Consider the following 14,481-nt stretch of genomic DNA (forward strand, 5'->3'; position numbering starts at 1 on the left):
ACAGTTCCTTTGACTTAGGGGAACTGGATCACGTCATCTCCGGCTTTCCAAGGGGTGTATTTCGTCATGATGGATTTGAACCGGTCCGAATCCTTGAAACGCGCCAGCCAGTCTTGTGCATTTTTAAAGGGCTGCTCACTCCACCAATCAAGGTCGGTGTGGGCGAACTGGCGAACAAACGGCAGGATCGCGAGGTCAGCAAGCGACGGAGCATCACCGTAAAGCCATGGCTTGTCGCCCAAAAGCGTGTCTAGTTTGGCGATAAATGTTGCGGCCTCAGCGCGGCTTTTGATCGGGTCGAGATCAGGATGGCGCACGGCATATTTCGTGTGATCCAGCGCGGTTTTGAACGGCCCATCTGACTCAGCGATCAAATCGTGGCCGCTGTCGGGCATTGCAGCCAATAAGCCTTCGGGGTCTGATTGGCCCAGTGCCCAATGCATAACGTCCAAGGATTCGTCGATAACCTTGTCGGCGATCATCACGGGAACGGTGCCTTTTGGTGATGCTTCTAGCATTGACGCTGGTTTGTCGCGCAAAATGATTTCGCGCAATTCGACCAGTTGGCCTGACGATGCAATCGCAAGGCGCGCCCGCATAGCAAAAGGGCAGCGTCGGTAGGAATATAGGATTGGCTGGGTCATGCGGTGAGCTGATGATCAAGTGCGCCAGTGATCTTGGCTGTCACAATCTGCGACTCGGGTTGGTCGGCATCAAACATGACTTCGGTAAACTGTTCGGTACGACCCATGCGCGGGTTTTCCATCAAAATGTGATGCGTCTTGCCGAGCTGGGCAGAAAGGTGGCTAACAACCGCCTTGTCGCCCACCGCACGAAGACGTGCTGCACGTGCTTTGATGTCCTTGCCGTTCACGGCGGGCATTCGGGCGGCAGGAGTGCCTTGGCGAGGAGAATATGGGAAGACATGCAGCCACGTCAGGGCACAGTCTGCAACGAGCTTGAGCGAGTTTTCAAAGTGCGCCTCAGTCTCGGTCGGGAAACCAGCGATAATGTCTGCGCCAAACGTCATGTCTGGGCGCAGCTTGCGGGCATCCTCGGAAAACTTGATTGCGTCGTCACGAAGGTGGCGGCGTTTCATGCGCTTGAGAATTAGATCATCGCCGTGTTGTAGGGACAGGTGTAGATGCGGCATTAAACGCGGCTCGGTCGCGATTGCTTGCATCAGGTTCTCGTCAACCTCGATCGAATCGATCGAACTGATCCGAAGGCGTGGCAGATCAGGCACAAGTTTCAGGATGCGCATTACAAGATCGCCGAGTTTTGGCATCGCAGGCAAATCTGCACCCCAACTTGTCAGGTCAACTCCCGTGAGGACGACTTCGTTGTAGCCTTTGCCAACCAAGCGTTTGATCTGTTCTACAACAACGCCTGCCGGAACGGAGCGCGAATTGCCGCGACCGTAGGGGATGATACAAAACGTGCAGCGGTGATCGCAGCCGTTCTGGACCTGCACATAAGCGCGGGACCGCGTGCCAAATCCGTCAATCAAATGGCCAGCGGTTTCCGTAACCGACATGATGTCATCGACCTGCACAGGCTCCGTTTCGCCGATCAAGTCAGGCGCCATCCCGTTCCACGTTTCAGGCTGCATCTTTTCAGTATTGCCGATGACTTTGCTGACCTCTGGCATCGCGACAAAGGTTTCAGGTTCCGTCTGCGCCGCGCATCCTGTCACGATCAATGTCGCATCAGGGTTTTCACGGCGCAGTTTGCGGATTTCTTTCTTGGCCTTGCGCACAGCCTCTGCGGTGACGGCGCATGTGTTCACGACGACAGCGTTTTCAACGCCTGCCGCGCCAGCGAGTTCTTTCATCGCTTCTGTTTCATAGGCGTTTAGGCGGCAGCCGAGTGTTGTGAATTTTGGCGCGCTCATAGGTACCACAAACCATCAAAGACATGCGCGGTTGGGCCGGTCATCCAGACCCCATCATCGCGCCAGTCGATGTTAATAGTGCCACCGTCTAGCTCAATCTGGACGCGACGGCCCGTTAGGCCCTTGCGATGTGCTGCAACAGCAGTGGCACAAGACGAAGACCCGGAAGCTAAAGTCACGCCAACCCCACGTTCCCAGACTCGCATCCGCAGATGGTCAGGGCCGATGACGTGTGCAAATTGTACATTGGTACGCTTTGGATAAAGAGGATGGTGTTCAATCTCGGCACCGCGCGCCTCTAGGTCGACAGCATCAGCATCGTCTACAAAGAACGTGCAATGTGGATTTCCCATGCCTGTCGCAAGCGGCGCGCCCGAAATCGGCAAGGCGTCAAGATCAACATCCTGAGCAAGTGGTACCGTATCCCATGTCAGCTGAGGATGCCCCATGTTCACAGAGGTCAATCCATTGCCTGCATCCCGCGCCAAAAGTGTGCCGCGATCTGTCGTCAGCGTCAGATCGGATTTGCCCGTTTCATCCATGATAAACCGAGCGATACAGCGGGTGGCATTGCCACAGGCCCCAGCAGTGCTGCCATCGCTGTTATAGAACGTCAGATGGACATCCGCATTACCCTGAAGAGACATCACCGCCAACTGATCAAAACCGACACCGCGATGGCGATCCGCAATTGCACAGACGATAGAATCGGTTACGCGCTGAACGCCATCACGTTCATCGATCACAACGAAATCGTTGCCAAGGCCGTGCATCTTCATGAACGGCAAAATGCCTGCTGTCTGTGTCATGATCGCGGATATAGGTGAGCGATGGAAATGAATCCAGTCTAATGGCGAGATTAGGGGTTGACCGCGGGGGCCATGGTTTCTAAATGCAGCCCTCGTGGGCCGTTAGCTCAGTTGGTAGAGCAACTGACTTTTAATCAGTAGGTCGATGGTTCGAACCCATCACGGCTCACCACTTTCTCCACCAATGTCAGTAGACCATAAGAGTGCAGATTTGGAGCATAAGCTTGCTGATCTGCCTGCTTGGTTAGCTTTCAAGACCATTTTGAGACTGAAATCGAGATGACACCTCGCTTTGGGCTAGCGGACGAAATCTCGGTGGATCGTTGAGTTCGTAGGGCAACGCTTTTTGGTAGCGTGTACCGTAGGTTCGAATCCTACCACCCCAGCCAGCTTTCCTGTTTTGTGCCGTCCGGCGTGAATCACAGCTTGTCCGGCGAGAAACACAACTTATGTCGGGCAAGAGTGCAACCCTAAGTAGGAGCCCGTAACCAATAAGCATGTGAAAAATCTAAACCAGACATCAGCGTTGCGCACCTGATTTATGCACCGACTCACAAGCCTTGTTTTTATGGCCTGGTTTGTTTGTTGCAAATATCATTAATTTCACTGCAAAGACGGTACCCACGCATGGATTCACTCTACAGCCACAATGACCGCCTTGCCCAACAAACCCGTCGCAAGCGCAGCTTTTGATGGTTCAGAGCTGTTTGCCAACAACCAGCCCTGAATTTTGGCTGGACTAATTTTCTGAGACCCCAACCGTTCTTGAAACTGCTCCGCAAGCAGTGCCTCATCTGGGAAGAACCGATTGAACAACTGCCGAGCCGCTTTAGCATTCACCAATCCCAATTCGGTGTGCACGTCAGCACGACCAGGTCGGATCAGAGCGGGGTCCAATTTATCCCTATGGTTCGTCGTCATGATCAACGCACTCCCCTCCTGAGCAGCGACGCCGTCAATGGCGTTCAACAGTCCGGAGAAGCTGACTCCAGTGCGCTTTTCTCCACCTTCGCGTTGTGTGAATACGGCATCCACATCTTCGACGGCGATCAACGAGCGTTTTGGCGCACAAATCATCGCTTCACGAAGATCATCATCTGTCAGCGTTGCCCTGCCAACATCCAGAGTTGCGATATCCAGAGACAACTCCGATGCAAGCGCTCGGATTAGGCTAGATTTCCCAGTGCCGGGTGGGCCATGAAACAGATATCCTCGCCGCCATGGCACACCGCGTTCAGCATACCAGTTGCTGGCTGCATAGAACCAACGCATGTCTTCCAAGACCCGTCGCACGCGGTCGTCGTCTACCACAACAGTATCCATGGACCGGCGCGGAATATCACCAATGTTATCCCAGTAGTCGCCCTTTAAAATGTGCAGTCCTGGGCCGATGCGATCTTTCGTTTGCGCAATTTGTCGTCCGGCCTCGATCCATCCAAGGATTGTCGAGAGATGACCGAATAGCACGGTGACGTGCAATGTTTCCATTGGACGTTGATTGTGAGGATTCCCGATTTTGGACTTCTCGTTAATGTCGCGTTCAAGACGGCAAATCTTACCTTGGCTTAAAAACCAATGCAGTCCGGGAGCCGGGGCATATCCCTTGGTGCCACTGGCCCATCTACCATCAGTCATCCGCACGTGCCGCGATTTAGACAGCACATTGTTATGTTCCATCCAAATGCAAAAATGACGATAGGCCGCGCTGCGATTGTCCAGCGTCAGGCTGACCCAAACGCGGCGCATGACCAGCTTATAGAGAGCAATTATCCCGACGCGCAAAGACGCGACGGCAATGCCAAAAGCACCTAAAGCTAGACCGCCAGCGAAGAAGTCACTTTTCAATGCATCGGTTAAAAAGCTATCAATCATGTCCATCACAGGCACCTTTCCTCACGAAAGTTGGTTCCTTTGAAGCAACGGACAGGATTGCCACGTTCCAGCGTGTTGTGGAGCTGGTTCTGATCGCTTTTTTTGGCCTCATAATCTGCTGTGGCTTGCGCCTTCATCAAGGTCTGTAGTCGCTCAAGTGCCAGGGACTTGTTGCGATGTTGTGACCGCATTTCGCGTGCTACTGCTGTCAATCCGGTTGGTCGATGCGTTGCCCGCACTGCGCTATCAGTCGTGTTCTGGTGTTGACCACCGGGGCCACCTGCACGGAAGCTCTCAAACACAACATCGCTGGGGTTAACCTCAACCTTTTGGGCGGCGTTCCGCGTCAATTGGAAAACACCAACAAACCAGTTTGCGCGCTTGTGGTTCGGTCGTAACGTGCTTTTGGAACGCCAAAGGATCGTCCCGCACCAGCGTCGGGCAAACGCATCATTACTCAGACCATTAACAACAACCACAGCCGACTTTGCACCATACTTTGAAGGCGTGGTGTTCGCATCCAGATCAAGGCCGATCGCTTCGGCCTCATCCAGCATATGCTGTAGAATGCCTGCGACAGCTTGATTGCATTCGGCAGGTCCGTTGCCACTGGTGATGAGAAGGGAAATTGGCATGTTGTGTTTCATGTCCGACCTCCATTTCGTGTTTTCTTGAAGGTCAAAAGCGGATGAAACATTGCAGCTGATTTTGCTGCACCGGTTGCTTCCAGATCCGCCACCACACTTTGCGATGATTTGTAGGCCAGCGGTGCTTCCTCAATCAACAAGTCACGATCTTCACAAATGGTGCGACCGCCATAGGACGTTCGTTGCATTGCTTCGACATCAGATCGCTTGGACCGCACCCGGCCATACATGGAAGATCGATCATAGCGACGACCCGCCCCATGAGCCGTGGACATCAAGGCATCTGGTTGATGCGTTGGGCGCAAAAGGTAGCTGGGTGTTGCTCGCGATCCGGCCAGTGGAACAAGACCAGAGGCAGCACTTGCCGCGCCTTTGCGGTGCAACCAACCATCAACATCCCGCGTCAAGAGATTGTGCGGCGCATCCGCAATCAGATGCAGGTCCGCACGCAATGCCTCGGCCGCACGTTCAGCTATGATCTGGCGATTTAGGCTAGCCCATAGGACCGCCTTGTCATGGCTTTGCACATAGTCCGACGTGGCCGCGTCGTTCGGATGCATGCCTGAAAACGCGCCCTGTTCAACAGCGCCCAGAACTGCATTCCCAAAACCGCGTGACCCCGAATGGACAAGCAGGTAGGTCACCGTTTTGTCCAGGTTTAGGTCAGCCTCGCTCTCGACCAGCGTTTGCACTTCGCAAAAGTGATTGCCACCACCAATCGTGCCCAGAGACGTCGCGAACACGTCGGGTTGCAGGCCAATTTCTTCGAGGCGGCATCCAGTGTCGTCGGTTACCGGCTCGCTCAGCACGCGTATCCGGCGCACTGCCTTTTCCATCTTGAATTTGCGCAAAGGCAAATCAAGCTGGAACAATGACATGCCGCAGCCGATATCGTTGCCGATCAACTGCGGAAAGATGCGATCCGCCAATACGGCACACCCAACGGGCCCGAACTTTCCGGGGTGCAGGTCAGGAAAAGCCGCGATTTTACGGACGCCGGACCATCCGGCGACGTGCTCAAGTTGTTGTTCAGCGCGACCATCGATCCAGGCCGCAGACGTATAGAATTTTGTGATGGCGCAGTCGCTGTTCTCAGCAGACATGCGGCCATCCAAGACAGAATTGCCCATGGAGTAATACCCAATATTCACAATGTAGATATGCTGACCACAAGGTCAGTGAATGAGATCACATCAGGCCGGTTTGCGGCTTAAGCGGTGATTTGCCCCTGAAGGGCGTTGCGATGAAGTGTCATGTGTTGCCCTTTCTTGGTTGGGGTTACAAATTGGGTCTCACGGACCGATTGGAGAACTCGTCTAGGCGCGAAGTTGGATTCTGACAAACATAATATTGCTCAGGACAAATTGTGTGGCCAATCAGCAACGGCACATCCATGACGACCATTCAGCTTTGGCAGGAGCCCCAATCCAGTCCGAACTTCTCAAGATACTTGCGAAGCCTATCGGCATCGTTCCGGCTTGCCTTTGCAGCCCGAGAAGCCGCGAAAAGGCGGCGGCCAGCGGCACTGAGACTGGCGCTTTGTTTGCACACGCGGATGACAGCGGCAAGTTGAACACGGTCGAATTCATCAATGTTTGCAGCCTTTTCGCCGAGGTGTTCTGTGATGAGCTGCATATCGGGATCACTGCTAGCGTGATGCCATGTTTTCGATAAAGCCTCAATCTCGGCGGTGACCATCGTGTGCGTGATGCGCCCACGAGGAGCCAAGGTGCACATCCGCTGGATTGACGCACTAAGATCGCGGAAATTGCCGCGCCATTGCGTACCCGGATCAGTCGCGAATTTCTGGTAGGCGATTTGCGCGTCTGCGTTAAAGGTGATCCGATTACCCTGCAACTTTTCAACGCGGGCCATCTCGAAGGCGATGTTGGGAGCGATATCTTCAGGTCTGTCGCGCAGTGCCGGAAGCGTAAAGGTCCATAGATTCAAGCGGGCAAAAAGATCCGCACGGAAGCGACCTTTCGCCACCATTTCAGCAAGGTCCCGGCTGGCACCTGCGATCAAGTGAAAGCGGCTGGTAACCTCATAGTCCGACCCTAATGGAAAATACTTCCCCGTTTCGATCGCGTGCAGGATCATGGCCTGTTCGTCCAGACCAAGCTCATCAATTTCATCCAGAAATAACACACCGCCGTCGGCTTCTTGCAACAAGCCCCGCCTGTCGGCACCAGCCCCGGGGATCGCCTGCTTGCGGTGCCCAAAAAGCGTAGACATGGCGCGTTCGCCCTTAAGCGTCGAGCAATTCACATGCACCAACCGACCTTTGATACGGCGACGTTGTAGTTTGAGTTCATAAAGTCGGGTAGCAAGATCAGACTTGCCCGTCCCCGTCGGACCCATCAGCAACAATGGCGCATCCGAGTTTGACGTCACTACCTCCATGCGGTCAATCATCGCATTGAAAGCTGCGTTGCGGGTTTCAATACCACCTTTAAGTAGGGTGTTGTATTCTTTGCTGACAAGATCAAAGCGCTGCTGCAACGCATTGTAGCGTGACAAATCCAAGTCAACGACTTGCAGGCTGCCGGGACCTTCCTCTTCACCACGAGGGGGGCCCGTCTGGACCAATTTGGCGGGAATATGACGGGACTCGGCCAGCAAGAACCAGCAAATCTGGGCGACATGTGTGCCGGTCGTCAGGTGGATGTGATAGTCTTCGCGCTCATCGTCAAAGCCATAGTTTCGGGCAAAATCGAACATCGCGCCGTACATTTCTTCAAAATCCCAAGGGTCTTGGATCTCCATTTGTTGAAGCAAGACTTCGGTTTTGGGATTGATATATTCGATCGTAGTTTTGATCTTTTCAGCAAGACCTGACCAGCGTGAACCATGGATCAACTCAAAACGATCTACCGGAAAATCACTATGCTCGACCAACTGAACAGAAGGGCGCCAGCGCCGGCGCTTTCCCGCATCCAGATTCGTTCCGAGAAAGCCAATGACAACGTTCGTTTTCATGTCTCTATCCTATCGGATAAACTACGATACAAATCAATACGTTTTTTGCTCACCGATTTCGGGATGTCGATATTTAACTTTTTAAAACATATAGTTACATGGTTTTCGATTTTTCTTAGAATCCCGCTGCCTATCAGGCAAAACATCCTCACGAACTGAAATGAAGGATGAAGACTATGGCAAACAAATCCGTGTTTGCATCAATCAAAGGCCGGTTGCTTCCTGCAACCAATACCCAAAACGCTGCGGGTGCACCGGCCTACCGATATACTGATGCACATGCCCTGGCTCAAGTCGCGATGACTGGAACCTTTGGTGCAACATACTACCAAGATCCGATGCAGGAACTGTCTCGTACCTTGAAATTGGCAAATAAGGTTGATCCGTCATTTCTGGCGCAAACGGCTGTCTACACCCGTAAGTCCGGGCATATGAAGGACATGCCAGCATTGCTGTTGGCAGTCCTGGCTGGGCGTGACCCAATTTTGTTTCAGCGTGTCTTTGGACGCGTCGTGGACAACGGCAAAATGTTACGGACATTTGTGCAGATCATGCGGTCTGGGCAGACGGGACGGAAATCGCTTGGCTCTGCGCCAAAGCGGATGGTTGCGAACTGGCTGAATGCGGCGTCCGACCAGGCGATCTTGCAGGCCAATGTCGGCAACGATCCGTCCTTGGCGGATGTGATCAAGATGGTGCACCCTAAGCCGGGCAACAAAGCGCGTGAAGCTTTGTTTGCTTGGATCATCAGGCGGCCATGTGATGTCGCGTTGTTGCCAGTGGCTGTGCAGGACTTCCTCCGGTTCAAGGAAACCGGCAAGGGGGCAGTCCCTGACGTGCCATTCCAGATGCTGACGCAGTTGTCTTTGTCCACCAAGCAGTGGTCAAAGATCGCTGAAAGCGCTTCTTGGCAGATGACCCGTATGAATCTGAACACGTTTCAGCGTCATGGGGTGTTGGCCTTGCCAAAGATGCGGGCGCATATTGCGGCCACCCTGCGTGATCCTAACAAGATCGCAAAAGCGCGGGTGTTCCCATACCAATTGATGACCGCCTATCAGGCGTTGTCTGCTGATATGCCGGTGGAAATCCGGGATGCGCTGCATGACGCGATGGAGCTTTCGGTGCGTAACGTACCAAAACTGCGCGGTCAGGTCGTGGTCTGCCCGGATGTATCTGGGTCCATGTCTGGCGCTGTGACTGGTTTCCGTAAGGGGGCCACCACGGTGACGCGTTTTGTGGATGTGGCAGGTCTCGTTTCTGCGGCGATCCTGCGCCAAAACCCATCGGCAACAGTGTTGCCGTTTGAAGTGAAGGTGCGTGATCTGCGGTTGGAACCCCGCGACACCATCCTGACAAACGCCGCGCGTTTGGCAGAACAGTGGGGCGGCGGGACAAACTGTGCGGCACCGCTTGGTTGGTTGCTGGCGAAGGGGCGTGCCCCTGATCTGGTAATCATGGTGTCCGACAACCAGTCGTGGGCGCATGCAGCTTACGGGAACAACGGGACGGTGATGATGCAAGCGTGGGAGAAGCTCAAAAAGCGTAACCCCAAGGCCAAACTGGTCTGCATCGACATCGCCCCCTACGGGACCACGCAAGCGAAAGAGCGTGACGACGTGCTGAACATTGGCGGGTTCTCCGATACGGTCTTTGACCAGATCGCGGCCTTCGCGAACGGTGAGATGGGGTCAGACCACTGGGTCGGCCAAATCAAAGCTGTGGAGGTCTAAAACATAGGGTCAGGCGGAATGCCTGTGGGACTACATCTGTTAAATGTCCCGTCTCACGGATTTCTTGTCCGCCTGACCCAATCAATTGAACACAGACGTGAAAACGTCAACTGCTTGAAACGAATTGAAAGGAATACAATCCGGCGAATGCTGGTGGAACTACATCCAACCCCAGAGTCGCGTGGATCGAGCCACGCCGAAGCGAAACTGCTTCGTAGTTTAACGAGGCAAAACACTGGGCAATTGTTTCACCTAACCCTTGTCGCCGGGACCGACACACAAACAACTTGGCGAATGCCAAAGGAACTACATCGCGCACCCTTGGGATCATCCGAGTAGGTTCGACTCCTCTCATCGCGGTCGCCCAGACGGCAAAACACTCCTGACAGGCGGAGTGTGGGCGGGACCCCAAACTGTTTCTTTACTCTTGTCGCCAAGACAAATGCATTGCGTTGAATGCTGACACACGCGGGGGCACGATCAGAGGAACTTGAGGGTTCGACTCCCTCACTCTTGCGGGCGCTCTTTGGCATGGGCGGGACCTTGTACCGCGTGTGTCTGCATTCAACGCAAATTCCGGCAAATGCTGGTGGAACTACATCTTGTCGCGGGTTCGAACCCCGCTCCTGATATTACTTCTCAGGGTAGCTCAGTTGGTAGAGCCGATACCGTTTCGCCGATCCCTTGTTGCCGGACCCGAAATCACCCCTGGCGAATGCTGGTTGGAACTACATTGTGGATGTCGAGGTCGTGGGTTCGAATCCCACTCCTGCTACCATGGCGGGATAGCTCAGCGGATAGAGCGCGTAATGTTTCACCCTTTCCTTGTCGCCAGGGACCAAAATTCAGGGATTAGCTCAGGCTGGTTAGAGTGCCGCACTTGGACTGCGGAAGTCGGAGGTTCAAATCCTCCATTCCTGACCAAACGAAATATGCAGGAGGAATGCCTGTGGGACTACATTGGATAAATGCGCGTTCGAGTCGCGCCGAACCAGATGCCAACACATCTGGGAGAAGGTCTCACAATCAACTTGTCCTCCCTCATTCGGCTGTAGCTCAGAGGTAGAGCACCTGACTGTTAATCAGGATGTCGTAGGTTCGATCCCTACCAGCCGAGCCAATATTGGAAGGTAGCTCAATTGGTAGAGCAACGGGTTTTGATCTCGTGTGTTGCAGGTTCGAGTCCTGCCCTTCCAGCCAAAAATAAAAGGAAACAACCGGGGGAATGCCCGTGGGATTACATCGCTCAAAACGGTCGGGGAAACCCATCTCACGCATCCTTGTCCCCCGGGACCATAGTCAGAAATGCCTGCAGGATTACAGGTAGACGCAGCCCTTCATGGGTGGGACCCTCAGGCCCGTGCTGGTTCAACCCCAGCCCAGAGCAATCTGGTGGCGGAAATTCATCCTGCAAATGCCTTGTTCTGCGTGTGGTTTGATTTGAGAGTGAAGAAGATGAAATTGAACAAAGACATATCTCGGTTTGATGCCGCATGGCAGGTTGCAAATGGCAAGCTTGATCCGTTTGCGCTGTCTTTGTTTGAAGAGCGTCGCAAGCTACTAAGCCCACAGCAAGTGGCCCAGCTTGATCAGCCGTTTCGTAGTAAAGCGTATCGTGCGCCAGTGCGAACTGCTTCCGGGGTAACGTCGTGGTTTACCAAATCAGGTCCTGTTGATTGGGATGCGCAATTTTCCAGAAATCCTACCTTTGGATTGCTTGCAATACATGCCGCTGATGGGCATCTGCGTGAACGGGCTGTGCAGGTTGCACCAATGGATGATACCGCCGCGCTAACGGCACTTTTGCTGCGGTGCAACGATTGGGCAGCTCAGGTTCGCAAGGTCGCTTTTTCTCGACTTGAGGCTGTTTTGCCGAGGTTGAACCAGGCGGAGTTGGTCCCGCTTTGCCTTTTTGTGCTGGACCGTGTTGCCCGTTGGGAACGCGGTGGTGCTGCAGTGGCGCAGATGTTGGCGGCGCATCGTGATTGGCCGTTGGTTGTCAAAGCGACGTTCTTGGAAACCGCAACTGGGCCGTTGCCACGTTCCTTACGGCAACTTCTGCGCAGTCCTGACCACAATTGGGCTTTGCCCGATTTGGCGCTGCATGCGCAATCGGTATTTGTACGCGCTGTTACAGTCGAAACTTTGCTGACAGGCCATGCCCATTGGACCGAAGGCTATGATTGGGTGTGGCATGACAAGGTCTTCAACCTGCGCCAGAAAGTACCGCGTCGCGAAAAACGCGCGGTAGAGGTATCATCGGCAACCCGTGCGATGATGCTGCGCCATGCCGGCCAAGACAAAAGCGCCAAACTGCGTAGTCTGGCCGCTGACTACTTGATCACGGTCGGGGCACCTGAAGGCGACGGTTTGGTCACGTCGCTGACCAATGACAAAGCGAAGTCCGTGCAATGGCGCATGACGTATTATCACAAGAAATGGGTTGGAAATCTGTCCGCCCAAGAGAGTTAAAGAAGATGACAAACAAAGAGAAAAAGCACCTGCAAAAAGTGAGCAGGTTGTTAGCGCAGGTTTTGCGCCATACGCCCGAGAAGCTTGACCTAACGCCCGATTCAGAGGGGTGGGTGGCGGTGGATGTGTTGCTGACGGCTTTGGCCGACCACGACCTGCCCATAAGCCAAGATCAACTGGTCGAAATTGTGGAAACCAATGACAAAAAACGCTTTAGCTTGTCGGGTACGGGCGACCAAATCCGTGCCGCTCAAGGACATTCGATTGCCATTGATCTCGGTGTGGAAGCGATTGAACCGCCATCGCGGCTTTACCATGGCACAGCAGAGGTGACCGTCACGGCGATCATGACCGATGGGCTGCGCCCGATGTCTCGCCAGCAGGTGCATTTGTCGGGTGACCCGCAAACGGCTTTCAAGGTTGGCGCGCGCCATGGTGCGCCGGTGATCTTGATTGTGGCTGCGGGTGAAATGCATCGAGCCGGGTACGCATTCTATCAGGCCGACAATGGTGTCTGGCTGACGGATCACGTGCCTGCGGCATATTTGAAAATTGAAGAAAGCGTTGATGGTTCAGCGGACAAAGAGAAAATAATGACACAGATGGTAATCACAGGTGAAACGCTCAAGGCTTGGGGCCATATTCCTAGCAAGGAGTTCGGTCGCCTTTTGGCAATTGCACAAGCGGGGCTTGCCGCTGGCTATAGCGAGGATCAGATCAGGGCCAAGCTGGATGGGATGAAACCCCCTCCGCCACCCCCAACGATCCCTTTGCAAAAGGCCGGCGATGTACCGTTTCATTTCAACATCGAAGCGTCTGATGACGCAGATGAGGTCGATAACCTCGCTAAGGTTCGTGAAACGATGATGGCTGTTATGCGGACGCCGACTGTTGTGTCTGCTGCCGTGATGCCTGATGCCTGCCCCGCAGGTCCTATGGGCACGATTCCAGTGGGCGGTGTTGTTGCAGCTAAGAACGCGATCCATCCGGGTATGCATTCGGCTGATATCTGTTGTTCCGTCATGATGACCGATTTGGGTGAGATTGAGCCCAAAGCGGTGCTGGATGCGGCAGAGAAGGTCACGCATTTTGGCCCCGGCGGGCGGCAGAACGGCAAACGCTTTACCTTGTCGCAAAACCTGATGGACGGGTTTCGCGAAAACCGTTTTTTGAGCAATCCTAAGATCCTCCGCATGGCAACGGAGCATTTGGGTACGCAAGGCGATGGCAACCATTTCTTGTTTGTGGGCAAGTCGCGCAACAGCGGACGTACCGCCATCGTGACCCACCATGGGTCGCGTGGGCCAGGGGCAGTTCTGTACAAGCTGGGAATGGAAGTAGCGGAGAAGTACCGCAAGAAGCTATCGCCTAACACGTTGAAGCAGAATGCTTGGATTCCAGTGGATACGCAGGATGGTCAGGAGTATTGGGCCGCTCTGCAACTGATCCGCAAATGGACCAAAGCCAACCACAACGCCATTCATCAGGCGACCGTGGAAGGGTCCGGTGCACAACCGGGTGAGCGGTTCTGGAACGAGCACAACTTCGTCTTTAAGCGCGATGATCTGTTCTATCATGGCAAGGGGGCGACGCCCGCTTGGGGTGATTATGCCGCTGATGCAACGGGTCTGACACTGATCCCACTGAACATGTCCGAGCCTGTTTTGGTCGTGCGTGGATCAGATGCGGATCATGCTTTGGGCTTTTCCCCGCATGGGGCGGGCCGTAATTTTTCACGGTCCGAGCACAAGCGCCGGATGGGGGATATGACGGCAGAGCAGGCTTTGGTGGCCGAGACGGCAGGATTGGATATCCGCTTTCCCGCCGGTGGTATTGATGCGTCAGAATTGCCGTCGTCGTACAAAAATGCGGCCAATGTCGTGCGTCAGATCGACAGCTTTGGCCTAGCCGATATTGTCGATTACATCGACCCTTACGGTTGCATGATGGCGGGTGATGCACCTCCATTTTGGATGAACAAGAAAAAGAAGGGGCGCAGGTAGCGCCCCTTTCAGGTCTCTCATTATTGAAGGGTAGTATGTGCCTGCATAAGCTTGATCGTGCCGAATTTCTCG

10 protein-coding genes and 5 tRNA genes are annotated in these 14,481 nt (G+C 54.1%); 8 read left to right on the forward strand and 7 right to left on the reverse strand.

Annotation, left to right across the window (positions count from 1 at the left end):
* Positions 1–14: 14 nt before the first annotated feature.
* From L0666_RS14160 to dapF, 3 genes are read right to left on the reverse strand one after another with little or no spacing between them, the layout of a single operon-like run.
* Positions 15–644: a glutathione S-transferase gene (locus L0666_RS14160; protein WP_235262033.1), complete on the reverse strand. Its 630-nt coding sequence runs from the start codon at positions 642–644 to the stop codon at positions 15–17.
* On the reverse strand, positions 641–1,894 hold the full coding sequence (mtaB, locus tag L0666_RS14165; protein ID WP_235262034.1) for a tRNA (N(6)-L-threonylcarbamoyladenosine(37)-C(2))-methylthiotransferase MtaB: 1,254 nt from the start codon (positions 1,892–1,894) through the stop codon (positions 641–643). The genes L0666_RS14160 and mtaB overlap by 4 nt, the downstream gene beginning before the upstream one ends.
* The gene (dapF, locus tag L0666_RS14170; protein WP_235262035.1) at positions 1,891–2,703 is read right to left on the reverse strand and encodes a diaminopimelate epimerase; all 813 of its coding nucleotides are present in this window, start codon (positions 2,701–2,703) and stop codon (positions 1,891–1,893) included. Before dapF ends, mtaB begins: the two co-directional genes overlap by 4 nt.
* Before the next feature lie 96 nt (positions 2,704–2,799).
* On the opposite strand from dapF, the gene L0666_RS14175 reads away from it, so the two are divergent.
* A tRNA-Lys gene (locus L0666_RS14175) sits at positions 2,800–2,875 on the forward strand.
* Positions 2,876–3,336: 461 nt separating this feature from the next.
* Here L0666_RS14175 and L0666_RS14180 read toward each other — a convergent pair.
* From L0666_RS14180 to rtcR, 4 genes are all read right to left on the reverse strand, one after another.
* Positions 3,337–4,581, reverse strand: a complete 1,245-nt coding sequence (locus L0666_RS14180) for an AAA family ATPase (RefSeq protein ID WP_235262036.1) — start codon at positions 4,579–4,581, stop codon at positions 3,337–3,339.
* Positions 4,581–5,210, reverse strand: coding sequence for a peptide chain release factor H (prfH, locus tag L0666_RS14185; RefSeq protein ID WP_235262037.1), 630 nt, complete (start codon positions 5,208–5,210; stop codon positions 4,581–4,583). The genes L0666_RS14180 and prfH overlap by 1 nt, the downstream gene beginning before the upstream one ends.
* 8 nt (positions 5,211–5,218) lie before the next feature.
* The gene (locus L0666_RS14190) at positions 5,219–6,352 is read right to left on the reverse strand and encodes an RNA ligase RtcB family protein (RefSeq protein ID WP_235262038.1); all 1,134 of its coding nucleotides are present in this window, start codon (positions 6,350–6,352) and stop codon (positions 5,219–5,221) included.
* A gap of 274 nt (positions 6,353–6,626) precedes the next feature.
* Positions 6,627–8,201: an RNA repair transcriptional activator RtcR gene (gene rtcR / locus L0666_RS14195; RefSeq protein WP_235262039.1), complete on the reverse strand. Its 1,575-nt coding sequence runs from the start codon at positions 8,199–8,201 to the stop codon at positions 6,627–6,629.
* 176 nt (positions 8,202–8,377) lie between these two features.
* Between rtcR and L0666_RS14200 the strand changes: the two genes are divergently transcribed.
* The 7 genes from L0666_RS14200 to L0666_RS14230 all read left to right on the forward strand — a co-directional run bounded on the left by L0666_RS14200 (position 8,378) and on the right by L0666_RS14230 (position 14,409).
* Complete coding sequence (locus tag L0666_RS14200; protein WP_235262040.1) at positions 8,378–9,934, forward strand: vWA domain-containing protein; 1,557 nt, start codon at positions 8,378–8,380, stop codon at positions 9,932–9,934.
* A gap of 638 nt (positions 9,935–10,572) precedes the next feature.
* Positions 10,573–10,712 (forward strand) — tRNA-OTHER (locus tag L0666_RS14205).
* Positions 10,713–10,780: 68 nt separating this feature from the next.
* Positions 10,781–10,858: transfer RNA gene (locus L0666_RS14210), tRNA-Pro, on the forward strand.
* Between the two features lie 121 nt (positions 10,859–10,979).
* Positions 10,980–11,054 (forward strand) — tRNA-Asn (locus L0666_RS14215).
* A gap of 4 nt (positions 11,055–11,058) precedes the next feature.
* Positions 11,059–11,134, forward strand: a tRNA-Gln gene (locus L0666_RS14220).
* 255 nt (positions 11,135–11,389) lie between these two features.
* A complete protein-coding gene (locus L0666_RS14225; protein ID WP_235262041.1) occupies positions 11,390–12,406 on the forward strand; it encodes a hypothetical protein in 1,017 nt (338 codons plus the stop codon).
* A 5-nt stretch (positions 12,407–12,411) separates the two neighbouring features.
* Positions 12,412–14,409 (forward strand): RNA 2'-phosphotransferase, encoded by a 1,998-nt coding sequence (locus tag L0666_RS14230; RefSeq protein WP_235262042.1) that lies wholly within the window; start codon positions 12,412–12,414, stop codon positions 14,407–14,409.
* Positions 14,410–14,481: the final 72 nt, after the last annotated feature.

Origin of the sequence: Octadecabacter algicola (assembly GCF_021532625.1) — a bacterium.
In the GTDB taxonomy this organism is placed as follows: domain Bacteria; phylum Pseudomonadota; class Alphaproteobacteria; order Rhodobacterales; family Rhodobacteraceae; genus Octadecabacter; species Octadecabacter algicola.